Raw genomic sequence first — 22,409 nt, 5'->3', positions numbered from 1 at the left:
TAGCGGGCGCATACGACAAATCAGCCTTCAGCGGGGGCCGGGGCGTCGGCGGCGGCCGGCCCGGTGTCCTCGGCGGGAGACTCGCGGCCGAAGAAGAACCCGGCCGTGATCAGGATCTGGGCCGCCGCATACGACCACCAGATCGGCACGGCCAACGCCTCGTTGCCCAGGATGAAGCGGCTGATGGCGATCATCGAGTCCGAGGCCGCGAAACACAGCGCCCCCACCGCCGTCCAGATCGTCGGCAGTTTCGCCAGCAACGCCGTGCACACCATGGCGGTCAGCACCACGATGTAGACCGTCACCGGAAGCGTCAGCTGGTCCGGGCCCAGGTGCGGCCAGAACCACACCAGCAGCGCGATCGACGACAGACACATCAGGACCACCGCGGCGATGCGCAGCGTCGACGGCCGCTCGCCCTGCGATGACGGCGAGAAGGACGGGACCAGCGGCAGCAGGGCGGCGATAAAACACAAGTGCGCCAACAAGAATGCCGCCAAACCGACCATGAAAGACAGCGTCCACCACGGGATCGCGAGCACCCAGTCGCCGATGGCCGACAACAGCAGCGCCGGCATCAGCCACCGCCGCTCCCGAACGCATCCGTGCCCCGCCGCGGCCAGCATCAACAGGAACGCCATCGACGCCTTGAACGCCGGCTGCAGCACCCAGTGCCCGGTCAGCTCCATTCCCGGCGGGGAGCGCAGCGCCAGCACGGTCAGGTAGATGCCGTAGCCGAGGGCCACCCAGCCGGCCACCACCCAGGCGCCGGCCACCAGACGAGGTGCGTACGGTACGTCCATGCCCAGCTTGGATAACACAGCCGACGAGAAACCCGCGATCGACCCCATCCTGCAGAAGGTACTGGATGCGGTTCCCTTCCGGCTATCCACCGAGGACGGAATCGACGCGGCGCGGCAGCGGTTCCGCGACCTGCCGCGCAGGCCGTTGCATCCCGAGCTGCGGGTCGAGGACCGCACGATTCCGGGCCCCGCGGGTTCGATCGCGGTCCGGATTTATTGGCCGTCAAGTCATTCCGACGGTCATCCGGGGAGGCCGGCGGCGCCCGTCGTGCTGTACTTCCACGGCGGGGGCTTCGTCATCGGCGACCTCGACACCCACGACGGCACGGCCCGCCAGCATGCGGTCGGCGCCGACGCGATCGTGGTGTCCGTCGACTACCGGCTGGCCCCCGAGCACCCCTACCCGGGCGCCGTCGAAGACGCTTGGGCCGCAACGCTTTGGGCCGCCGAGAACGCCGCCGAACTGCGGGCCGACCCGGGCCGGATCGCCGTCGCCGGGGATTCGGCCGGCGGCACCATCGCCGCCGCGGTGGCGCAGCGGGCACGCGATAGCGGCGGACCGGCCTTGAGGTTCCAGTTGTTGTGGTACCCGTCGACCATGTGGGACGCCTCGCTGCCGTCCTTCGCTGAAAATGCCACCGCGCCGATTCTCGACGTCAAGGCCGTCGCCGAGTTCTCTCGTTGGTACGCGGGCAAAGTCAACCTGTTCGACCCGCCGTCGGACATGGCGCCGGGGCGCGCGAAAGACCTGAGCAACTTGGCGCCGGCCTACATCGGCGTCGCCGGGTACGACCCGCTGCGCGACGACGGCCTCCGATACGGCGAACTGCTGGCGGCCGCCGGGGTCGTCGCCGAGGTGCACAACGCCGAGACGCTGGTGCACGGCTACCTGGGTTATGCCGGTGTGGTGCCCGCAGCCACCGAGGCGCTCGAGCGCGGGCTGGCCGCGCTGAAGAAGGCCCTGCACCCATAGCCCACTAGTCTCAGCGCGAAAACGCGCTGGGCGCTACGCCACACCAGCGTTTGAACGCATGCGAAAACGTCGAGACTTCGGTGTAGCCCAGCCGGGTGGACACCTCCTCCACGGTGAGCCCGACATTGCGCAACAAGTCCACGGCCATGGTGGATCGCGCTTCGTTCAACAACGCGCGAAACGAGGTTCCTTCCTCAGCGAGGCGCCGGCGCAACGTTCGCTCATGGATGTCAAGCTCCTCCGCAACGTCGGGAAGCGTTGGGAACAAACCGGAATCGCGGAATAGCTTGCTGCGTACCAACGCGGTGATGCCCAGGCGGCGCTCGCTGCTCTGCATCAGCACGTCGCACTGCGCCATGCATATTTCCAACGTGTGGCGGTCGGCCTGCGGCAGCGGCTCGTCGAACATCGCGCGCGGGAAGTGCAACCTGTTGTGCGCCCGGCCGAACGCGACATCGTGAACCGGCACGAGCTCTAGCAGCGGCCGCAGCAGCTCCTCGTCGACCGCCAATTCCGTCGATACCTGGTCGGCATATTTTTCCGTCACTGGTAATGCGAAAGCCGTTGTAGTCGTGATGATTCCGGCGATATCACGCTCGATGAAGAACCCTCGCACATCGGCGGGCAGGTGGTCGGCGTCGAGCTCGATGACACAGTCCTCGGCGGTTTCGAACAGCGTGAGACGGATGTGCATCGTGGTCAGCGCGAAATAGCGCATCGCGATGGAAAACAATTCCCGAAGCGTGCCACACGACATCACCGCAAATCCGAACAACCCCAAGTGGGTAAGCGTGGACCGGCTGCCCACATCCACACCGAGGCCGCTGTGGCCCGGAAGCCGGGCCAGCAGCTGGCGCACCGCCATGATCTCGTCGGCCGTACTGACCATCGTGTCCGGCTTGTCGAGATCGGCCGGGTCGATCGCGGTGCCGGCCAACACCGCGTTCGTGGGCACCCCGCGCTCCCTGGCCACCTCGCACAGCACCCGGGTCGCATGCACCGGATGACTCAATGTTGACGCGGGGCGTGCCATCACCTGTCCTAAATTCCCAACTCTGTGTCCGATAATCTCATTACTCGGTGCGCGCGTCACCCCTACAGTGGGAGTCATGGCGCCCCTCACCGCTGAGCGGCCCCCGACGGGACCCGCCACCCGCCTGAGCTCCTGGACGATGACGCGCGAGGCCCTCACTGTCGGATTCGATGTGGGCGACGGATTCATGAGCCGCATATGCGGCACCGACATCGCTCGGTTTCGCTGCGCCGGTAGGCGTTTCGTCTCACTCAGTCACCCCGATTACGTCGATCACGTGCTGCACGAGGCCCGGCTGAAATACGTCAAATCGAACGAGTACGAGCCCGTCCGGGCCACCGCGGGCATCAACCTGCTCACCGACGAGGGCGAGTCCTGGGCCGCGCACCGCGGCCCGCTGAACCCGACCTTCGCCCGGCGCCACCTGAACGGCATCGTCGAGAAGATGATCGATCCGATCACGGCCGTCACCGACACGCTGCCGATCGGGACGCGATTCGACATCCACCAGACGATGGTCGAGGCCACGCTGCGCGTGGTCGCCAATTCCCTGTTCAGCCAGGACTTCGGGCCGCTGGTGGAAAGCATGAACGACCTGGCGACGCGCGGCTTGCGACATGCCGAGCGGCTGCAACGGCTCGGCCTGTGGGGCCTCATGCCGCGGCCCGTTTACGACGCGCTGCACTGGCTGGCATTCTCCGGCGTCCGTATGCCGCCGCCGTTGCGCGACATGCAGGACATCACGCTCACCCTGGACCGTGCGGTCAACGCGGTGATCGATCACCGACTGGCGCACCCGACCGACTCCGCCGACCTGCTCAATGTGTTGCTGCGCGCCGACGACGGACGGTGGCCACGGCAGCGGATCCGCGACGAGGCGCTGACATTCATGCTCGCCGGCCACGAAACCACCGCCAACGCCATGTCGTGGTTCTGGTATCTGATGGCGCGGCACACCGACGCCCGTGACCGGATGCTCGACGAAATCGACGACGCGCTGGGCCCCCGCCGACCCACCGCCGACGACCTCGCCGGGCTGCCGTGGACCACCGCATGCCTGCAGGAATCGCAGCGCTACTTCTCGGCGGTGTGGACCCTCGCGCGGCGGGCCATCGAAAACGATGTCATCGGCGGCCATCACGTCCGCCGCGGCACCACCGTTCTCATCCCGATCCACCACATTCACCACGACCCACGCTGGTGGCCCAACCCGGAGAACTTCGATCCCGGCCGGTTCTGCCCGCCGGACAAAGACCGTCCGCGCTCGGCATATCTACCCTTCGGCGGCGGCCGGCGCATCTGCATCGGTCAGAGCTTCGCCCTGATGGAGATGGTGCTGATGGCAGCAATCATGAGTCAGCGCCTCACTTTTGACCTCGCGCCCGGTTATCCCGTCGAACTCGAGGCAACGCTGACGTTACGGCCGAAGAACGGGGTACACGTGATCGGAAAGCGGCGCACATGAACCCCGACCACCACACCCTGATCGTCGGCGCCGGATTCGCCGGGATCGGCGCCGCGATCAAGCTCGACGAGGCCGGGCTCCCCGATTACCTGGTGATCGAAGCCGCCGACGGCGTCGGCGGCACCTGGCATTGGAACACCTATCCCGGTATCGCCGTGGACATTCCGTCGTTTTCCTACCAGTTCTCGTTCGAGCAGAGCCCGCGCTGGTCGCGAACCTACGCCCCGGGCCGCGAACTGAAGGCCTACGCCGAATACTGCGTCGACAAGTACGGCATCCGGTCGCGGATCCGGTTCAACACCAAAGTGCTTTCCGCCGAGTTCGACGACGAGCTGTCTTTGTGGCGGGTGCAGATCGACCCCGGTGGCGAAGTCACCGCCAGGTTCTTGATCAGCGCCAGCGGCGTGCTGACCGTGCCGAACCTGCCCGACATCGACGGCGTGGACTCCTTCGCCGGTATCACCATGCACACCGCGCGGTGGGATCACACCCAGGACCTGGCGGGCAAGCGCGTCGCGGTAATCGGCACCGGCGCCTCGGCCGTACAAGTCATCCCCGAAATCGCACCAATCGTCGCCCAACTCACGGTATTTCAGCGCACCCCGATTTGGTGCTTCCCGAAGCTGGACGTCCCGCTGCCCGCGCCGGCACGCTGGGCGATGCACATTCCGGGCGGCAAAGTCGTCCAGCGGCTGGTCAGCCAGGCCTTCGTGGAGCTGACCTTCCCGATCGCGGCGCAATACTTCACGGTGTTTCCGATGGCCAAAAGGATGAAGTCGGCCGGGCTTTCCTATCTGCGTCAGCAGGTTCACGACCCCACCGTGCGCGAGCAACTCACCCCGCGCTACGCCGTCGGCTGCAAACGGCCCGGCTTCCACAACAGCTATCTGGCCACCTTCAACCGCGACAACGTGCGGCTGGTCACCGAACCGATCGACAAGATCACGCCCGCAGCGGTGGTCACCGCCGACGGCGCCGACCACGAGATCGACGTGCTGCTGTTGGCAACGGGATTCAAAGTGATGGACACCGACAGCTTGCCGACCTTTGCGATCACCGGCAGCAACGGCACGACGCTGAGCAGGTTCTGGGACGAGCACCGGCTACAGGCCTATGAGGGTGTGAGCGTTCCCAGGTTCCCCAACCTGTTCAGCGTGATGGGCCCGTACGGCTATGTGGGCTCGTCGTATTTCGCACTGATCGAGACCCAGACCCACCACATCGTGCGGTGTCTCAAGCAGGCTCGCCGCAAGGGTGCGACGCGGGTCGAGGTCACCGAGGAGGCCAACGACCGGTATTTCGCCGAGATGATGCGCAAGCGGCATCGTCAGGTCTTCTGGCAGGACAGTTGCCGACTGGCCAATAGCTATTACTTCGACAAGAACGGCGACGTGCCGCTGCGCCCCTCGACAACGGTGGAGGCCTATTGGCGCAGTCGGCGATTCGATTTGGACGACTACCGCTTCACCGGTTAGCGGCTACGCTGCGCGGGTGGCGAAGGAATTTCCGCGCATCGACGAGTCGCTTCGCGACTTCATCGCCGGACAGGCCGTTTTCTTCGTCGCCACCGCCCCCTCCGAGCGAGGGCGAATCAACCTGTCCCCCAAGGGCTATTGCGGAGGTGACCGCCGAACGTGACACAGCAGTCACGCTCGGCCCCGAACGTGACGGCAACGTCACGTTCGCTTGCGAAACGTAGACCGCGGCAAACCTAGATGGCGCGCTTGAGGTCGTCGACCTTGTTCAGTTGCTCCCAGGGCAGTTCGATGTCGGTGCGGCCGAAGTGCCCGTAGGCGGCGGTCTGCGCGTAGATCGGACGCAGCAGGTCCAGGTCGCGGATGATCGCGCCGGGACGCAGGTCGAACACCTCCGGAACGATCTTCTCGATCTTGACCGGGTCGACCGTGGCGGTGCCGAAGGTCTCGATGAACAGGCCGACCGGCGCGGCCTTGCCGATGGCGTAGGCCACCTGCACCTCGACCCGCTCCGCCAGCCCGGCGGCGACGATGTTCTTTGCCACCCAGCGCATCGCGTACGCCGCCGAGCGGTCCACCTTGGACGGATCCTTGCCGGAGAACGCCCCGCCGCCGTGCCGCGCCCACCCGCCGTAGGTGTCGACGATGATCTTGCGGCCGGTCAGCCCCGCGTCACCCATCGGGCCTCCGACGACGAACTTGCCGGTCGGGTTGACCAGCAGCCGCGTCGAGGACGTGTCCAGCGTGTCGTGCGCCAGGTCGTTGAGCACGGTGTTGAGCACCTTTTCCCGGATGTCGGGGGTCAGGGTGTCCTCCAGGTCGATGTCGGCCGCGTGCTGGGTGGAGATGACCACGGTATCCAACCGGACCGGGATGTCGTCCTCGAATTCGATGGTGACCTGCGTCTTGCCGTCCGGGCGCAGATAGGGCAGCACGCCGTTCTTGCGCACCTCGGTCAGCCGGCGCGACAGGCGGTGGGCCAGCGCGATGGGCAGCGGCATCCGCTCGGGGGTGTCGTTGATCGCATAACCGAACATCAGGCCCTGATCGCCGGCGCCCTGGGCGTCCAGCGGGTCGGCCGCGCCCTCGACGCGGGTCTCATGGGCGGTGTCGACGCCCTGGGCGATGTCGGGCGATTGCGCGCCGATGCCGATGTTCACCCCGCAGGATGTCCCGTCGAAGCCCTTGTCCGACGAGTCGTAGCCGATGTCGAGGATCCGCTCGCGGACCGTCTTGGTGATGTCGGCGAACGCCTCTTTCGCCGTCGTCGTCACCTCACCGACCACGTGCACCTGCCCGGTGGTCACCAGCGTCTCGACGGCAACACGTGAGCGGGGATCCTGCGCAAGGAGGGCGTCGAGGACCGAGTCGCTGATCGCGTCACAGATTTTGTCGGGATGTCCCTCAGTCACCGACTCACTGGTAAACAGGCGACCCTTTTCGCTCATGCCAATCCTTCCAAATAGTTAGTCAACCGAATTATATCGGCTCGCGTCAGCCCGGTCGGCACCCGTCCCGGTGCCGGGAAGAACTCGACCGCCCTACCCGCTATCCCCGTGCAGGAACGCGGCGATCGCATCCACGATACGACTGGCCATCAAGGTCTTGGAGCCGTGCTGCAACGCCGACTCGGTGCCGTCGGACGCCAGCAGCCAGCCGTCGTTGCTGTCCACCTCGAACGCGCGGCCCTCGCCGACGGCGTTGACCACCAGCAGATCGCAGCCCTTCCGCTGCAGCTTCGCGCGGGCGTGAAACAGCACATCGCCGTTGGCGTCCCCGGTCTCGGCGGCAAAGCCCACGATGGCCCGCATGTTGGGCAGCTGCCCATGCGCCCGGCCCCGCACCGCCCCGGCGAGCACGTCGTCGTTACGCACCAGCTCGATCGTGGGGGGTGCCTCGGCTCCTTTTTTGATCTTGGCGGCGGCAACGTGCGCGGGCCGGAAGTCGGCGACCGCGGCGGCCATCACCAGCACGTCCGCCTCCGGGGCGCGCTTGGACACCGCGTCGCCCAGTTGGCTCGCCGAGCTGACATGGACCACCTCGACACCGGCGGGATCGATCAGCCCGGCGGTATGGCCTGCGATCAGCGTGACCTCGGCACCGCGCTGGGCCGCTACCCGCGCCACCGCGTAGCCCTGCTTGCCGGAGCTGCGGTTGCCGATGAAGCGCACCGGATCGACCGGTTCGCGGGTGCCGCCGGCAGTCACCAGCATTTTGCAGCCGGCGAGGTCGTAGGGCAGCGCGTCGTGGCGTTCCAGCAGCAGGTGGGCGAGGGTGGTGATCTCCTCGGCTTCGGGCAGCCGGCCCGACCCGCTGTCCGTCCCGGTGAGCCGCCCGGCGGCGGGCTCGAGCACCACCGCACCCCGCGCGCGCAACGTGGCCACGTTGTCGACGGTGGCCGGGTGCAACCACATCTCGGTGTGCATCGCCGGCGCGAACAGCACCGGGCATCGTGCCGTGAGCAGGGTGGCGGTCAGCAGATCGTCGGCCCGGCCGTGCACCGCCCGGGCCAGCAGATCCGCCGTGGCCGGGGCCACCACAACCAGGTCGGCCTGCTTGCCGAGCTGCACATGCGGAACCTCGGGCACGTCGTTGAAGACGCCGGTGTGCACCGGCTGGCCGGAGAGCGCCTCGAAGGTGGCGGCCCCGACGAAGCGCAACGCGGACTCGGTCGGAATGACCCGGACCGAATGACCGGCCTCGGACAGCTGACGGACGACGGTGCACGCCTTGTAGGCGGCGATGCCACCGGAGACACCGACTACGACTCGTTTGGCGATCCGCGTGCGGTCCACAGCGCGCCCGGCCCTGTTACTCGCCCTCGGTGTGCTCGAGCAGGTCGCCGTGGATCTCACGGAGCGCGATCGAGAGCGGCTTTTCCTGTAGCCCGGGCTCGACCAGCGGCCCCACGTATTCGAGGATGCCCTCACCGAGCTGGTTGTAGTAATCGTTGATCTGACGGGCCCGCTTGGCCGCGTAGATGACGAGGGCGTACTTGCTCGAGACGCGCTCCAGCAGCTCGTCGATGGGCGGGTTGGTGATGCCCAGCGGAGTGTCGTATGCGCCCTGTCCCCCGGCGGCAGGATCGAACCGGTCGGGGACGGCGGCCAGCGCCGCGTCGGACTGCGGAATAGTCACTAGAGGTCAATCTCCTTGGCGGGCTGGAGCCCCAAAACGGCTGATCACCGCTGAAAGTTCGGTGCTCAATCTTGATTGGATGTGGTCTGGCTTCTGGTCTGGCCAGCTGGGTCATGCCGGTGCGGCGCAGTTCCCACCAGCAAGGATACCAATTCAGCGCACGCAGACTCCAATCGACGGTTGACGACCACCCGGTCGAAGTCGTCCCGGGCCGCCATTTCGATGCGGGCGGTCTCGAGGCGCCGCTGCATGACCTCCGGGGTCTCGGTGCCCCGGCCGACGAGCCGGGCCTCCAAGTCCTCCCAGCTGGGCGGCGCCAAAAACACCGTCAGGGCCTCGGGCATCGCCTGCTTCACGGCCCTGGCTCCGGCCAGGTCGACCTCGATCAGGACTGGAAACCCGCGGGCGGTGGCGGCCCGAACCGGCTCGGCCAGGGTGCCCGAGCGGTGTAGTCCCGCGTGAATTTCGGCCCACTCCAGCAGCGCGCCCTCGTCGATGAGCTGCTGGAACCGGGCGGGGCTGACGAAGTGGTAGTCGACGCCGTCGACCTCGCCGGGCCGCGGCGCCCGCGTGGTGGCCGAGACACTGAAATGCAGGTCCGGGACCCGCTCGCGCAGGCACCGGACCAGCGTCGACTTGCCGACCGCTGAGGGACCGGACAGCACGACCACACGTCCGTCACCCGATGGTTCGGGACGTGCCCCGTGCTGGACGTCCGGTCCCCCGCCGGCGCTCACAGGCGCTCCTGGGCAGGTGCACCCACGGCTTGGGTCGGATTGCCCGCCTTCTCCTCAGGCCGTTCGGCCTGCATCGTCGGCGAGCGGTTTAGGAGCCGAACTTTTCCAGCAGGGCCTTGCGCTGACGATCGCCGAGACCGCGCAGGCGGCGGGTGGGGGCGATCTCGAGCTCAGTCATGATTTCCTGCGCCTTGACCTTGCCCACCTTGGGCAACGCCTCGAGAAGCGCCGAAACCTTCATCTTGCCCAGGACTTCGTCGGTCTCGGCGTCCTTGAGCACCTGGGTGAGGTTGGTGCCGCCACGCTTCAGCCGGTCCTTGAGCTCTGCTCGTGCTCGACGTGCGGCAGCCGCCTTCTCCAACGCGGCCGCGCGCTGCTCGTCGGTCAACTGGGGAAGGGCCACGATTCCTCCGTATCTGATCAATCACTTTCAATCGATCTCATTTTGTCTCGCCGGTTCTTCTGCCAGCGGAGACGACCGTACTCAGGCCTCCTGACGAAATCTAACCCGCCCCCCTGCTAAACGGGGCAAACTCCCAGCATGCAAGGGCGTGCGGACCGCCAAAGCGCCGCGCCAGACGGCGTCGATGACGCCCGCCGGGACGCCGTCCGGGCGGCTTTGCCGCGGTCGCTTTCGGTCGCACTTGAGCTTTCTACCAGCGGTTTCAGTTTTCAGGTCGGCGCTGGGTGCGGTGCGGGGGCCGATCGGAAATGCGCGGCCGCGCACCCGCAACGGGCGGTGCGAGGGATCACGCATTCGTCACGGCGTGTCGCGCGTGTCGCATCGCGCCGGTCAAAGGGCACGCCAGCGGCGCCGCCTCGCCCGATGCGACGGGCGCAGCGTGCCCGCGGGGGCTTTTGGGCGCGATCCCCGGCGCCGGGAACGATGGGCGGCCGCGATTCCTGACAAGCGCGGCACGACGCCGCGCCGAGCCACGTCTCAGTTAATCCGCAGTCTGGGATCAGATACCATCGGGGCGTGTCCAACCTGCGAATTCGTCAGGCGGCTGAGCTGCTCGGCGTCAGTGATGACACCGTGCGACGCTGGATCAACCAGGGCGCATTGGAGGTCAGTCACGACGCCGCGGGCCGCAAGGTGATCGCCAGCGAGGACCTTGCCCGCTTCTCCCGCAGCAACGCGCCCGCGCCGCCGGCCGACCCGCTCAGCATCGGCAGCTCGGCCCGCAATCGCTTCGTCGGGCTGGTCACATCGGTGGTCAGCGACAAGGTGATGACCCAGGTGGAGATGCAGTGCGGTCCGTTCACCGTGGTTTCGCTGATGAGCACCGAGGCCGCGGAGGAGTTGCAGCTGCGCCCCGGCAGCGTCGCGGTGGCCGTCGTCAAGGCCACCACCGTCATCGTCGAAACCGCCCAGCCCAGTACGGCACTGGCGTCGGACTAGTGGCGATCGCCATCGGACCCGTGGCGATCGCCAGCGCGGCCGTGGCGATCGCAAGCGCGGCGTAGCCGGGCGCAGCGGGTCGCCACCATCGGGCCCGTTCCGGCCCGCTCACACCGCCAGGTAGGCGACGGCGTCCAGCATCCGATCGGCCGCCCCGCGCAGCTCCGCCACCCCCGGCCCGGCGCGCAGCACCTCGCGTGCCACCGCGGGCAGCAGCTGCCCCGGCTCCGCCCCGCCCAGCCCGGCGAGCGCCTCGGGCCGCCCACCCTGGACACCGAGCCCGGGCACCAGGACCGGACCGCCCAGGGCACTGAGATCGGGCGCATGCAGCACCGTCGCGCCCACGACGACGCCGACATATCCCGGCCCGGACGGGGTCGCGGACCGATTCACCACCGCCGCCTGGTCGACGACCAACTGGGCCACCGTGCGGCCGTCGAATGCGGCCCGCTGCACGGTCGCGCCCTCCGGGTTGGAGGTGGCCGCCAGCACGAACACCCCCCGGTCGTGCGCCGCGGCGGCTTCCAGCAGCGGCCGCAACGACCCGAACCCCAGGTACGGCGTGGCCGTCACCGCGTCGGCGGCCAGCGGCGAATCGCCCGCCCAGGCAGCGGCATAGGCCGACATCGTCGTTCCGATGTCACCGCGCTTGGCGTCGGCCAGCACCAGCACGCCGGCCGAACGCAAGGCCGCGATGGTGCGTTCCAGTACGGCGAATCCGGCGGCGCCGTAGGCCTCGAAGAACGCCACCTGGGGTTTGACGACAGCGAATCCGGAGAACGCCTCGATGCAGATGTCGCAGAACGCGGCCAGCCCGTCGGCGGTCGTGGGCAGGTCCCATGCCCGCAGCAGTTCGGGGTGGGGGTCGATGCCCACGCACAGCGGCCCGCGTTCGGCTTTGGCGCCGGCCAGCCGGACGCCGAAGCCGGTCACCGGGCCCCGTTTCCGGGCAGGCCGCCGTTGCCGATCTGGCTGTGCAGTTCTTGCAGGCTCCGCACCCCGATGTCGCCGCGGATGCCCGCTTCGATGCCCTGGACCGCGGCCGAGGCGCCCTGCACCGTGGTGACGCAGGGGATGTTGACCGACACCGCGGCCGAACGGATCTCATAGCCGTCGATGCGCGGACCGGAGTTTCCGTAGGGCGTGTTGATGACCATGTCGACCTCGCCGGCCTTGATCGCGTCCACCGCCGACTGTGCGGGACGGCCCGGCTGCGGGTCCTCGAAGTGCTTGCGGACCTCGTCGCAGGGAATCCCGTTGCGGCGCAACATCTCCGCGGTGCCCTCGGTGGCGAGGACGCGGAATCCCAGGTCGGCCAGGCGCTTGACGGGGAACACCAATGAGCGCTTGTCCCGGTTGGCGACCGACACGAAGATGGTGCCCTGGGCGGGCAGCGACCCGTAGGCGGCGGTTTGGCTCTTGGCGAAGGCGCTGCCGAAGTCGCGGTCGATCCCCATCACCTCGCCGGTGGACTTCATCTCCGGGCCGAGCAGCGAATCGATGCCCGAGCCGTCGGCGCGGCGGAAGCGGTGGAAGGGCAGCACCGCCTCCTTGACCGCGATCGGTGCGTTCTGGGCCGCGTGAGCGCCGTCCCCGGAGGCCACCAGCATCCCCTCCTCGCGAAGCTGGGAGATGCTGGCGCCCAACATGACCCGCGCGCACGCCTTGGCGAGCGGGATCGCGGTGGCCTTCGAGACGAACGGCACCGTGCGGCTGGCGCGCGGGTTGGCTTCCAGGACGTAGAGCACGTCGTCCTTGAGCGCGTACTGCACGTTGAGCAGCCCGACCACGCCGATACCGTGGGCGATGGCCTCGGTCGCGCGGCGCACCTTCTCGATGTCGCTGCGGCCCAACGTCACCGGCGGCAGCGCGCACGCCGAGTCGCCGGAATGGATGCCGGCCTCCTCGATGTGCTCCATGATGCCGCCGATGTACACCTCGGTCCCGTCGCACAGCGCGTCGACGTCGATCTCCACCGCGTCCTCGAGGAAGCGGTCGACGAGCACCGGGTGCTCGGGTGAGAGTTCGGTCGCGCGGGTGATGTAGCCCTTGAGCGTCTCCTCGTCGTAGACGATCTCCATGCCGCGACCGCCCAGCACGTAGGAGGGCCGCACCAGCACCGGGTATCCGATGTCGTCGGCGATCCGGCGGGCCTGGGCGAAAGTGGTTGCGGTGCCGTACTTGGGCGCCGGCAGGCCGGCCGCGCTGAGCAGGTCACCGAACGCGCCGCGGTCCTCCGCCAGATCGATGGCTTCCGGCGGGGTGCCGACGATCGGTACGCCCGCGTCGGCGAGGCGTTGTGCCAGCCCGAGCGGGGTCTGCCCGCCGAGCTGCACGATCACCCCGACGACCCCCGGCCCGTCTCCACCAGACTGCTGCTCGGCGTGGAAGACCTCGAGGACGTCCTCGAAGGTCAGCGGCTCGAAGTACAGCCGGTCGGCGGTGTCGTAGTCGGTGGACACCGTCTCCGGGTTGCAGTTGACCATCACCGTCTCGAAGCCGGCGTGCGACAACGTCGTCGCGGCATGCACACAGCTGTAGTCGAATTCGATGCCCTGGCCGATGCGGTTGGGTCCCGACCCGAGGATCAGCACCTTGGGTTTCTCGGTCTGCGGGGCCACCTCGGTTTCGGCGCCGGGGTCCAGTTCGTAGCTGCTGTAGTGGTAGGGCGTCCTGGCCTCGAACTCGGCCGCGCAGGTGTCGACCGTCTTGTACACCGGGTGCACGCCGAGCCGCTCGCGCAACGACCGCACCCCGTTCTCGCCGGCCAATTCGGGCCGCAGCGCTGCGATCTGGCGGTCCGACAGGCCGTTGTGCTTGCCGCGCCGCAGCAGTTCGGCGTCGAGCACGGGGGCGGCGATCAGCTCGGCACGCAGCGCGATCAGCTCGTCGATCTGCGCGACGAACCACGGGTCCACGCCGGAGACCCGTGCGACCTCTTCTATCGATGCGCCGAGGCGCAGCGCGAGTTCGATGTCGTAGAGGCGGCCCTCGGTCGGTGTCCGCAGCCGGGTCAGCACCTCTTCGACACCACCGTCGGGGTCGGGCTTGGTCCAGAAGCCGGCGCGGCTGGTCTCCAGCGACCGCATCACCTTGCCCAGTGCCTCAACGAAGTTGCGGCCCAGCGACATTGCCTCGCCGACGGATTTCATGGTGGTGGTCAGGGTCGGATCGGCGCCCGGGAATTTCTCGAAGGCGAACCGCGGCGCCTTGACCACCACATAGTCCAGGGTGGGCTCGAAGCAGGCCGGTGTTTCCTTGGTGATGTCGTTGACGATCTCGTCGAGGGTGTAACCGATGGCCAGCTTGGCGGCGATCTTGGCGATCGGGAAGCCGGTGGCCTTGGACGCCAGCGCGCTCGACCGCGACACCCGGGGGTTCATCTCGATCACGATCAGCCGGCCGTCGGTGGGATTGATCGCGAACTGGATGTTGCAGCCGCCGGTGTCCACCCCGACCTCACGCAGGATCGCAATGCCCAAATCCCGCATCCGCTGGTATTCGCGGTCGGTCAGCGTCATCGCCGGCGCGACGGTCACCGAGTCACCGGTGTGCACGCCCATCGGGTCAACGTTCTCGATCGAGCACACCACGACGACGTTGTCGTTGCCGTCGCGCATCAGCTCGAGCTCGAATTCCTTCCAGCCGTAGATCGATTCCTCGATGAGCACGTTGGCGCTGGGGCTTTCGGCCAACCCGGCACCGGCCATCCGGTCGACCTCCTCGACGGATCGCGCCATCCCCGAACCCAGCCCGCCCATCGTGAAACTCGGCCTAACGACGACCGGAAGGCCGAGTTCCGCGACCGTCTCGCGGACCTCTTCCATGGTGAAACACACTCGGCTGCGGGCGGATTCACCGTCCACTTTGGCGACGATGTCCTTGAACCGCTGCCGGTCCTCGCCGCGCTGGATGGCGTCGAAATCGGCGCCGATCAGCTCGACGCCGTAGCGATCCAGCGCCCCGTTTTCATACAGCGCAACCGCGGTGTTCAGCGCCGTCTGCCCGCCCAGGGTGGCCAGCAGCGCGTCGATCTTGTTGCCGCGCTCCGCCTGCTGCGCGATCACCCGTTCGACGAAGGCCGGGGTGATGGGCTCGACGTAGGTGTGGTCGGCGTACTCAGGGTCGGTCATGATGGTGGCCGGGTTGGAGTTGACCAGGCTGACCTGCAACCCCTCGGCACGCAGCACCCGGCAGGCCTGGGTGCCCGAGTAGTCGAACTCGCAGGCCTGGCCGATGACGATCGGACCTGAACCGATCACCAGCACGTGACGCAGGTCGGTGCGACGCGGCACTACCTTCCCCCTCCGGTCGGGACGCGAGAGCTTGCAGATGTACAGCGGTGACGGCGTGTCGCCGTACAAACACGCACACTTGCCGGGGTGGGTGGCATCAGCGCTCCCCCGCCATCAGCTCGATGAATTGGTCGAACAGGTAATTCGCGTCGTGTGGGCCGGCGGCGGCCTCCGGATGGTATTGGACCGAAAAGGCCTGCCCGTCGGCGAGTTTGACGCCCTCGACCACTCCGTCGTTGGCGCAGGTGTGGCTGACCACCGCCGAGCCGAACGGCGTGTCGAAGGACTGGCCGGCCTCCCCCTCGAGCGCGAAGCCGTGATTCTGTGCGGTCACCGCCACCCGCCCGGTCGCGTGGTCGATCACCGGGATGTTGATGCCGCGGTGACCGAACACCATCTTGTAGGTGGACAGGCCCAGCGCCCGGCCCAGGATCTGATTGCCGAAACAGATGCCGAACAACGGGATCCCGGCGCCCAGCACCTCGCGGGTGACCGCCACGATGTGATCGGCGGTGGCCGGGTCGCCCGGGCCGTTGGACAAGAACACGCCGTCCGGCTTGATGTCGGCGATCTGCTCGTAGGTCGCCGACGATGCCAACACGTGGCTGCGGATGCCGCGGCGGGCGAAATTGCGCGGCGTGTTGGTCTTGATGCCCAGATCCAGCGCGGCCACCGTAAACCGGTGCGGCCCTTCGGGTTCCACGATGTAGGTGTCTGGTGTGCTGACCTCGCCGGCGAGGTCGGCGCCCAACATGGACTGCTGATCCCGCACGCGCCGCAATAACTCGACCGGGTTGGCGAGCGCGCCACCGGAAAACACCCCCGCCTTCATCGAGCCACGGGTGCGCAGATGCCGGACCACCGCCCGGGTGTCGATGCCGGCGATCCCCACGATGTGCTGGCGGATCAGCTCGTCCTCCAGGGTTCCGGTGGCGCGCCAGTTGGACGCGCGCGGCGAGGGATCGCGCACCGCGTAGCCGGCGACCCAGATCTTGTCGCCGCGGCTCTCGGCGTCCTCGCCGTTCCAGCCGGTGTTGCCGATCTGCGGCGCGGTGGCCACCACGATCTGGCGGTGGTAACTGGGATCGGTCAGCGTCTCCTGGTAGCCGGACATGCCGGTGGAAAACACTGCCTCGCCCAGCGTTTGGCCGACCTTGCCGAACGGGGTGCCGGCGAAGACGCGGCCGTCTTCGAGTACCAATAGCGCCTTACTGCTCACGCGACCTCTTTCTCCTGGCCATCGCGTCGATCCCGAAGCCACCCGTCGTAGTCGTGGCGGTCATTCGCCCGGAAACCGGTATCGATCTCGACACCCGACGGCAGCCGCCAGCGGATCGCCAAGATGCCAATCCGGGCCGGCCTGCCCGCCATTCCGCGCTCCATGCGGACAGCCGTGATCGAATCCTTTGGAATCCAAATCGGTTGGGCCCGCAGGCGTTCCACCATGATACCCCCGGCATAGCGGGTCAGCACCGCCTTGCTCCGGTAACCGAGATCGCCGGCCGCGATCCGCTCACTCCAGCCGGGCGCCATCATGGAACCGCAATAGTGGCCGCGGGTGGTGATGCCCGCCGCGCCCACCTCGTCGGGGATCTCGGGCAGGTTGCCGATGAGCTCGGCCTGCCGCTGCGCGCGGCGCTGCCAGGTGCGCATCATCAGCTGGATCACCACCGTGATCGCCACCACCAGCACGGCCGCGAAGATCAGCGACCCCACCAGCGTGCCTGAATTCATACCGGGCACTTCCCGTCTCGGGCGGTGATCTTGCCGCGCAGCAGGGTCGCGGTCACGGTGGCGGGCAACGTCATCGCTTCGTAGGGCGTGTTGGCCGAACGGCTGGCCAGGTCGGGCCCGGCGACGGTCCACGAGGCGTCGGGGTCCACCACCGTCAGGTTGGCCGGCTCCCCCACCTCGAGCGGCCGGCCGTGATCGGGCAGGCGTGCGATGCGGGCGGGGTTTTCGCTCATCACCCGGGCGAGGTCACGCCAGGTCAGCAGCCCCGGGAGGACCATCGTCTGCACCACGATCGACAGCGCCGTCTGCAGCCCCAGCATGCCGGGCCGCGCCGCGGAGAACTCCACGCACTTCTCGTGCTCGGCGTGCGGGGCGTGATCGGTGGCCACGCAGTCGATCACGCCGTCGGCCAGCGCCCGGCGCAACGCCACCGCGTCGGCCGCTTCGCGCAGCGGTGGATTGACGCGGTCACGCCCGTCGTAGCTGGTCAGTCGGCTGTCGTCGAGCATCAAGTGGTGCGGGGTGACCTCGGCGGTGATCGAAATCCCTTGATCCTTAGCCCATTTCACGATCTCGACGGTGCCCGCGGTGGAGGCATGGCAGATGTGCACCCGGGCGCCGGCGTCGCGTGCCAGCAGCGCGTCCCGGGCGACGATCGATTCCTCGGCCGCCCTGGGCCACCCCGACAGGCCCAGCCGGGCGGCGGTGGGTCCTTCGTGGGCGACGGCTCCGATCGTCAGCCGGGGCTCCTCGGCGTGCTGGGCGACGAGCACGCCCAGGCCGGTGGCGTATTCGAGGGCGCGGCGCATCACCAGTGGGTCGTGCACGCAGATGCCGTCGTCGGAGAACATCCGCACCTGAGCGGCCCCGGCCGCCATCATGCCCATCTCGGTGAGCTCTTTGCCGGCCAGCCCGACGGTGACCGCGCCCACCGGGTGCACGTCGACCAGACCGACCTGCTGGCCCCGGTGCCAGACGTGGTCGGTGACCACCGGGCTGTCGGCGACCGGGTTGGTGTTGGCCATCGCGAACACCGCGGTGTAGCCGCCCAAAGCCGCGGCGGCCGAACCTGTTTCGATGTCCTCGGCGTACTCGCGGCCCGGCTCCCGCAGGTGGGTGTGCAGGTCCACCAGGCCGGGCAGCACCACCTGATCGGTGGCGTCGATCACGTCGGCCGTGTCGGGAATGTCAAGGCCGGGGCCGATCGCGGCGATCTGACCGTCATCGACCAGGACGTCGACCCGGTCGCCTTCGCCGTACAACCGAACCCCGCGCAGCAACACGCTCACGCCGCACCCTCTTCTCCGGCGGATTCGGTGCCGACCAGCACGTGGAACAGCACCGCCATCCGCACATGAACACCGTTGGAAACCTGTTGCAGCACAGCCGATTGCGATGAGTCGGCCACCGATGATGCGATCTCCATGCCACGTAGCATCGGGCCCGGGTGCAGCACCACAGCGTGGCCGGGCAGCAGCGCCTGGCGGCGATCGGAAAGCCCGTACAGGGAAGAGTATTCGCGCACCGACGGGAAGAAGCCGCCGTTCATCCGCTCGGCCTGCACCCGCAGCATCAGCACCGCGTCGGCGGCGGGCAGTTCGGCGTCGAAGTCGTTCGACACCGTGACCGGCCAGCCGTCGACGCCGACCGGCAACAGCGTGGGCGGTGCCACCAGGACCACTTCGGCGCCCAGCGTTGCCAGCAGCATGACGTTGGAGCGGGCGACCCGGCTGTGCAGGACGTCGCCGACGATCACGACGCGCCGGCCCTCGATGCCGCCGAGCCGCTGGCGAATGGTGAGCGCGTCCAGCAGCGCCTGGGTCGGGTGCTCGTGGGTGCCGTCCCCGGCGTTGATCACCGAGGGGCCGGAACCGTCGCCGGCGCAGGTCCATTCGGCAAGCAGGTGTGCCGCGCCCGACGCCGGATGCCGGATGATCAGCGCGTCCGCCCCGGCCGCCCGCAGCGTCAGTGCGGTGTCGCGCAGGGACTCGCCCTTGCCCACCGACGATCCTGCGGCGCTGACGTTGATCACGTCGGCGCTCATCCACTTGCCGGCCACCTCGAAGGACACCCGGGTGCGGGTCGAGTTCTCGTAGAACATCGTGACGATGGTGCGGCCGCGTAGCGTCGGCAGCTTCTTGATCTCGCGGCCCACCAGAGCCTGGGCGAACCGGTCGGCGTCGTCGAGGATGGCGGTGGCGTCATCGAGGCTCAGGTCGCCGGCGGCGAGAAGATGGCGCGTCATCGCGAGATCACCACGCCGTCTTCACCGTCGTTCTCCTTCAACAGCACGTGCACGCTCTCGCTGCGTGAGGTGGGAACGTTCTTGCCCACATAGTCGGCGCGCAGCGGCAGTTCGCGATGGCCGCGGTCGACCAGCACCGCCAGTTGCACCACCCGGGGGCGGCCCACGTCGCGCAGCGCGTCCAGGGCGGAACGCACCGAGCGGCCGGAGTAGAGCACGTCGTCGACCAGGATCACCAACGCATCGTCGATGCCGCCGGCCGGGATCGAGGTGGCTTCCAGCGGCCGCGGTGGTTTTTGCATCAGGTCGTCGCGGTACAGGGTGATGTCCAACGCACCGCAAGCGACGTCGGAGGGCGAGCCACCGCTGTATTCGCCGATGTTGTCGGCCAGGCGCTTGGCCAGGATCACGCCGCGAGTGGGGATGCCCAGGAGCACGACCCGTGGCGCGTCGGGACCATCCAGCGCGGTCTTCTCGATGATCTGGTGTGCGATACGGGAAATGGTGCGGCCCACGTCGGCCGCCGACATCAATTCCCGGGAATCACTGCCTGAGCCGGTGTCGCCCGCAGCACCCATACGAAACTTGACCTCCTTCTCCGCCTCACGGGACGGATCGTTAAAGGATGTCGACTGCACGGCAGCGTAGCACTAATTTCGGCAGCGGCGGCGCCAGGCGTGTGTGGCGCGCATCGCTCCCCACCCGTACTCGTCACATCCACCCCACGAGTCTCTCCGGGACCGAACATGTCGCCGGCCTCACAGCGACACGTTGGCGCCGGCGGCGTGTCGGGTCGAGCATGCGCATCCGCTGTCGCCGCGAGGCGGGCAAATGAGTATGCGCAGAGCGCGGGCGTCGCATGGGACCGAAGCGCACGGCCTTCGACAGGCGTCCCGGTACGTCCGCGTGCAGCGGCGCTGATCGGCTTTCCTCACCGGCCCGCTAACCTGACCGGGTGAATCGCTTGGCCCTTGAGGGCAACGCGGCCTCCGTCCGGGAAGTGTGCGACGCAGGCCTGCTCGCCGGTGCGGTGACGGTGGTATGGCAGCACGGAGAACTGCTGCAGGTCAACGAAATCGGCTATCGCGACGTGGACGCGGGCCTGCCGATGCAGCGGGACACGCTGTTTCGCATCGCGTCGATGACCAAGCCGGTGACGGTCGCGACGGTGCTGAGCCTGGTCGACGAGGGCAAGCTGAAGCTCCAGGATCCGGTCGTCGGGTGGGCACCGGAGCTGGCCGGCGTGCGGGTGCTCGACGATCCGCACGGCCCGCTGGACCGAACGCACCCGGTGAACCGCGCCATCCTGATCGAGGATCTGCTCACCCACACCAGCGGCCTGGCATACGGATTCTCGGTGTCCGGGCCGATCTCCAAGGCCTACATGCGGCTGCCCTTCAATCAGGGCCCGGACGCCTGGCTGGCCGAGCTGGCGAAGCTGCCGCTGGTGCATCAACCCGGTGACCGCGTCACCTACAGCCATTCGATCGACCTGCTGGGCGTCATCGCTTCCCGCATCGAGGGCAAGCCGTTCCACCAGGTTCTCGACGAACGGATCCTGGGTCCGGCGGGCATGACCGACACCGGCTTCTTCGTCACCCCCGAGACCCGGCGCCGCGCGGCGACCATGTACTCGCTCGACGAGCAGAGCCGCCTGCAGCACGGCGTGATGGGCCCGCCGCACCTCACGCCGCCGTCGTTCTGCAATGCCGGTGGCGGGTTGTGGTCGAGCGCCGACGATTACCTGCGTTTCGTGCGGATGCTGCTCGGCGACGGAACGGTCGACGGTGCGCGGGTGCTGTCGGAGGCATCCGTCCGGCTGATGCGCACCGACCGGCTCACCGACGAGCAGAAGCGGCACAACTTCCTGGGCGCGCCGTACTGGGTGGGCCGGGGCTTCGGGCTGAATCTGTCGGTGGTGACCGATCCGGCAAGGAGCACACCGCTATTCGGGCCCGGCGGTGTCGGCACGTTCAGCTGGCCCGGCGCCTACGGGACCTGGTGGCAGGCCGACCCCGCCGCGGATCTGATCCTGATCTATCTGATTCAGAATCTGCCGGACCTGACCGCCGACGCCGCCACGGCCGTCGCCGGCAACACGTCGCTGGCCAAACTCCGCACGGCACAACCGAGATTCGTCCGCAACACCTATCGCGCGCTCGGCCTCTAAGGGCGGATCGCCATGGCCGATTACCCACCCGACCGCATCAACGGGCCGCGGCTGACGCTGCGCCCGCCCGCGATCGACGACGCCGGGGCGCTCTTCCAGCGGGTCGCCCGCGATCCGCAAGTCACCAAGTATCTCTTGTGGGCGCCGCATCCCGACGTGGCGGCGACGCGGCGGGTGATCACCGAAAAGCTCAACGCCAGCGCCGACGAGAAGACCTGGGTCATCGAGCTGCGGCATCGCGGCGAGGTCATCGGGCTGGCCAGCTGTCGGCGCACGGCACCGCACTCGGTCGAGATCGGCTACTGCCTTGGCCGGCGCTGGTGGGGCAAGGGTTTGATGTCCGAGGTGCTCGGCATGCTGCTCACCGCGCTCGACGCCGATCGCGAGGTGTATCGCGTCTGGGCGACGTGCAGTGTCGACAACGAGCGCTCCGCACGCCTGCTGGAGCATGCCGGCTTCTTCTTGGAGGGCCGACTGGCCCGGCACGCCGTCTACCCCACCATGGGCCCCGAGCCGCAGGACAGCCTGCTCTACGCCAAGATCCTGCGCTGACTACCTTTTTCCCACCACGCCGCCGTGTTCGAGCGCCCGGCGCGCGGGGGCGCGCACATCGGCGTCGCTGTCCTGGAGCGCAATCCCCAGCGCGTCACGCGCAGCGGGCCCGCCCACCCGGCCAGCGCGCGTGCCGCGCCTTCGCGCACCTGCCATGCCGGCTCCCGCAGCGGCCCGCTTGACCGCCCTGTAATCGTCTTGGCCGCAACCCAATTCACCCAACACGGCGAGGCCGGCGGCGCGGACCAACGGGTCGGTGTCGGCGACCAGCCGGCGCACGGCTCGGCCAGCCGGGGCGGCCCCTCTGAGCGACGCCATTGCGCCACCCGCGGCGATCCGCCGGCCTTGTGATCTTGGTGAGCAGAACCCGACGCGCGCTATCGTAGG

21 protein-coding genes and 1 pseudogene are annotated in these 22,409 nt (G+C 68.2%); 7 read left to right on the top strand and 15 right to left on the bottom strand.

Annotation, left to right across the window (positions count from 1 at the left end):
- Nucleotides 1-20: 20 nt before the first annotated feature.
- Complete coding sequence (locus EPN51_RS09990) at nucleotides 21-803, bottom strand: lysoplasmalogenase (protein WP_293041358.1); 783 nt, start codon at nucleotides 801-803, stop codon at nucleotides 21-23.
- Between EPN51_RS09990 and EPN51_RS09985 the strand changes: the two genes are divergently transcribed.
- Entirely contained in the window at nucleotides 802-1,776 is a 975-nt protein-coding gene (locus EPN51_RS09985) for an alpha/beta hydrolase (RefSeq protein WP_293041355.1), read from the top strand. The two genes, EPN51_RS09990 and EPN51_RS09985, sit on opposite strands and share 2 nt — an antisense overlap.
- A 10-nt stretch (nucleotides 1,777-1,786) precedes the next feature.
- Here the strand turns inward: EPN51_RS09985 and EPN51_RS09980 are convergent, their stop codons facing one another.
- A complete protein-coding gene (locus EPN51_RS09980; RefSeq protein ID WP_293041352.1) occupies nucleotides 1,787-2,809 on the bottom strand; it encodes an AraC family transcriptional regulator in 1,023 nt (340 codons plus the stop codon).
- Between the two features lie 76 nt (nucleotides 2,810-2,885).
- Here EPN51_RS09980 and EPN51_RS09975 point away from each other — a divergent pair, with 76 nt between their 5' ends.
- The 3 genes from EPN51_RS09975 to EPN51_RS09965 are packed head-to-tail and all read left to right on the top strand — an operon-like array spanning nucleotide 2,886 to nucleotide 5,912.
- Nucleotides 2,886-4,274, top strand: a complete 1,389-nt coding sequence (locus EPN51_RS09975) for a cytochrome P450 (RefSeq protein ID WP_293041348.1) — start codon at nucleotides 2,886-2,888, stop codon at nucleotides 4,272-4,274.
- Nucleotides 4,271-5,749: an NAD(P)/FAD-dependent oxidoreductase gene (locus tag EPN51_RS09970; RefSeq protein WP_293041345.1), complete on the top strand. Its 1,479-nt coding sequence runs from the start codon at nucleotides 4,271-4,273 to the stop codon at nucleotides 5,747-5,749. Before EPN51_RS09975 ends, EPN51_RS09970 begins: the two co-directional genes overlap by 4 nt.
- A gap of 16 nt (nucleotides 5,750-5,765) precedes the next feature.
- Nucleotides 5,766-5,912: a pyridoxamine 5'-phosphate oxidase family protein gene (locus EPN51_RS09965; protein ID WP_293041342.1), complete on the top strand. Its 147-nt coding sequence runs from the start codon at nucleotides 5,766-5,768 to the stop codon at nucleotides 5,910-5,912.
- A gap of 73 nt (nucleotides 5,913-5,985) precedes the next feature.
- Here the strand turns inward: EPN51_RS09965 and metK are convergent, their stop codons facing one another.
- The 5 genes from metK to mihF form a co-directional block, all read right to left on the bottom strand.
- A complete protein-coding gene (metK, locus tag EPN51_RS09960; protein ID WP_293041339.1) occupies nucleotides 5,986-7,197 on the bottom strand; it encodes a methionine adenosyltransferase in 1,212 nt (403 codons plus the stop codon).
- A gap of 93 nt (nucleotides 7,198-7,290) precedes the next feature.
- Nucleotides 7,291-8,544: a bifunctional phosphopantothenoylcysteine decarboxylase/phosphopantothenate--cysteine ligase CoaBC gene (gene coaBC, locus EPN51_RS09955; RefSeq protein WP_293041336.1), complete on the bottom strand. Its 1,254-nt coding sequence runs from the start codon at nucleotides 8,542-8,544 to the stop codon at nucleotides 7,291-7,293.
- 16 nt (nucleotides 8,545-8,560) lie between these two features.
- A complete protein-coding gene (gene rpoZ, locus EPN51_RS09950) occupies nucleotides 8,561-8,887 on the bottom strand; it encodes a DNA-directed RNA polymerase subunit omega (RefSeq protein ID WP_293041333.1) in 327 nt (108 codons plus the stop codon).
- A gap of 65 nt (nucleotides 8,888-8,952) precedes the next feature.
- Nucleotides 8,953-9,624: a guanylate kinase gene (gmk, locus tag EPN51_RS09945; RefSeq protein WP_293041330.1), complete on the bottom strand. Its 672-nt coding sequence runs from the start codon at nucleotides 9,622-9,624 to the stop codon at nucleotides 8,953-8,955.
- 88 nt (nucleotides 9,625-9,712) lie between these two features.
- On the bottom strand, nucleotides 9,713-10,027 hold the full coding sequence (gene mihF, locus EPN51_RS09940; protein WP_007171927.1) for an integration host factor, actinobacterial type: 315 nt from the start codon (nucleotides 10,025-10,027) through the stop codon (nucleotides 9,713-9,715).
- 576 nt (nucleotides 10,028-10,603) lie between these two features.
- Here mihF and EPN51_RS09935 point away from each other — a divergent pair.
- On the top strand, nucleotides 10,604-11,026 hold the full coding sequence (locus EPN51_RS09935; RefSeq protein ID WP_064940711.1) for a TOBE domain-containing protein: 423 nt from the start codon (nucleotides 10,604-10,606) through the stop codon (nucleotides 11,024-11,026).
- Between the two features lie 108 nt (nucleotides 11,027-11,134).
- Here EPN51_RS09935 and pyrF read toward each other — a convergent pair whose 3' ends face one another.
- From pyrF to pyrR, 7 genes are all read right to left on the bottom strand, one after another.
- A complete protein-coding gene (gene pyrF, locus EPN51_RS09930; protein WP_293041232.1) occupies nucleotides 11,135-11,959 on the bottom strand; it encodes an orotidine-5'-phosphate decarboxylase in 825 nt (274 codons plus the stop codon).
- On the bottom strand, nucleotides 11,956-15,321 hold the full coding sequence (gene carB / locus EPN51_RS09925; RefSeq protein WP_293041230.1) for a carbamoyl-phosphate synthase large subunit: 3,366 nt from the start codon (nucleotides 15,319-15,321) through the stop codon (nucleotides 11,956-11,958). Before carB ends, pyrF begins: the two co-directional genes overlap by 4 nt.
- A gap of 97 nt (nucleotides 15,322-15,418) precedes the next feature.
- On the bottom strand, nucleotides 15,419-16,540 hold the full coding sequence (gene carA, locus EPN51_RS09920) for a glutamine-hydrolyzing carbamoyl-phosphate synthase small subunit (protein WP_293041227.1): 1,122 nt from the start codon (nucleotides 16,538-16,540) through the stop codon (nucleotides 15,419-15,421).
- Nucleotides 16,537-17,055 (bottom strand): transporter, encoded by a 519-nt coding sequence (locus tag EPN51_RS09915; protein WP_293041225.1) that lies wholly within the window; start codon nucleotides 17,053-17,055, stop codon nucleotides 16,537-16,539. The genes carA and EPN51_RS09915 overlap by 4 nt, the downstream gene beginning before the upstream one ends.
- Entirely contained in the window at nucleotides 17,052-18,344 is a 1,293-nt protein-coding gene (locus EPN51_RS09910) for a dihydroorotase (RefSeq protein WP_293041223.1), read from the bottom strand. Before EPN51_RS09910 ends, EPN51_RS09915 begins: the two co-directional genes overlap by 4 nt.
- Nucleotides 18,341-19,300 (bottom strand): aspartate carbamoyltransferase catalytic subunit, encoded by a 960-nt coding sequence (locus tag EPN51_RS09905; protein ID WP_293041221.1) that lies wholly within the window; start codon nucleotides 19,298-19,300, stop codon nucleotides 18,341-18,343. Before EPN51_RS09905 ends, EPN51_RS09910 begins: the two co-directional genes overlap by 4 nt.
- Entirely contained in the window at nucleotides 19,297-19,878 is a 582-nt protein-coding gene (pyrR, locus tag EPN51_RS09900; protein ID WP_293041219.1) for a bifunctional pyr operon transcriptional regulator/uracil phosphoribosyltransferase PyrR, read from the bottom strand. The genes EPN51_RS09905 and pyrR overlap by 4 nt, the downstream gene beginning before the upstream one ends.
- A gap of 386 nt (nucleotides 19,879-20,264) precedes the next feature.
- On the opposite strand from pyrR, the gene EPN51_RS09895 reads away from it, so the two are divergent.
- Together EPN51_RS09895 and EPN51_RS09890 are read left to right on the top strand one after the other, a co-directional pair.
- Nucleotides 20,265-21,470: a serine hydrolase domain-containing protein gene (locus tag EPN51_RS09895; protein ID WP_293041390.1), complete on the top strand. Its 1,206-nt coding sequence runs from the start codon at nucleotides 20,265-20,267 to the stop codon at nucleotides 21,468-21,470.
- A gap of 12 nt (nucleotides 21,471-21,482) precedes the next feature.
- Nucleotides 21,483-22,022, top strand: a complete 540-nt coding sequence (locus EPN51_RS09890) for a GNAT family N-acetyltransferase (RefSeq protein WP_293041217.1) — start codon at nucleotides 21,483-21,485, stop codon at nucleotides 22,020-22,022.
- Here the strand turns inward: EPN51_RS09890 and EPN51_RS09885 are convergent.
- A pseudogene (locus tag EPN51_RS09885) lies at nucleotides 22,023-22,373 on the bottom strand (HEAT repeat domain-containing protein); the annotation flags it as partial.
- Nucleotides 22,374-22,409: the final 36 nt, after the last annotated feature.

The sequence above is a fragment of the Mycobacterium sp. genome, assembly GCF_004298145.1.
In the GTDB taxonomy this organism is placed as follows: domain Bacteria; phylum Actinomycetota; class Actinomycetes; order Mycobacteriales; family Mycobacteriaceae; genus Mycobacterium.
Note: the sequence above shows the minus strand (reverse complement) of the source record. Positions and strands in the feature narration are given on the sequence as shown.

What these genes read in the sequence shown, in the direction of transcription:
- EPN51_RS09980 (WP_293041352.1), bottom strand. Translation starts at nt 2,809, where the DNA reads ATGGCACGCCCCGCGTCAACATTGAGTCATCCGGTGCATGCGACCCGG.
- EPN51_RS09915 (WP_293041225.1), bottom strand. Translation starts at nt 17,055, where the DNA reads ATGAATTCAGGCACGCTGGTGGGGTCGCTGATCTTCGCGGCCGTGCTG.
- metK (WP_293041339.1), bottom strand. Translation starts at nt 7,197, where the DNA reads ATGAGCGAAAAGGGTCGCCTGTTTACCAGTGAGTCGGTGACTGAGGGA.
- EPN51_RS09970 (WP_293041345.1), top strand. Translation starts at nt 4,271, where the DNA reads ATGAACCCCGACCACCACACCCTGATCGTCGGCGCCGGATTCGCCGGG.
- EPN51_RS09990 (WP_293041358.1), bottom strand. Translation starts at nt 803, where the DNA reads ATGGACGTACCGTACGCACCTCGTCTGGTGGCCGGCGCCTGGGTGGTG.
- EPN51_RS09985 (WP_293041355.1), top strand. Translation starts at nt 802, where the DNA reads ATGCCCAGCTTGGATAACACAGCCGACGAGAAACCCGCGATCGACCCC.
- EPN51_RS09890 (WP_293041217.1), top strand. Translation starts at nt 21,483, where the DNA reads ATGGCCGATTACCCACCCGACCGCATCAACGGGCCGCGGCTGACGCTG.
- pyrR (WP_293041219.1), bottom strand. Translation starts at nt 19,878, where the DNA reads ATGGGTGCTGCGGGCGACACCGGCTCAGGCAGTGATTCCCGGGAATTG.
- EPN51_RS09905 (WP_293041221.1), bottom strand. Translation starts at nt 19,300, where the DNA reads ATGACGCGCCATCTTCTCGCCGCCGGCGACCTGAGCCTCGATGACGCC.
- EPN51_RS09975 (WP_293041348.1), top strand. Translation starts at nt 2,886, where the DNA reads ATGGCGCCCCTCACCGCTGAGCGGCCCCCGACGGGACCCGCCACCCGC.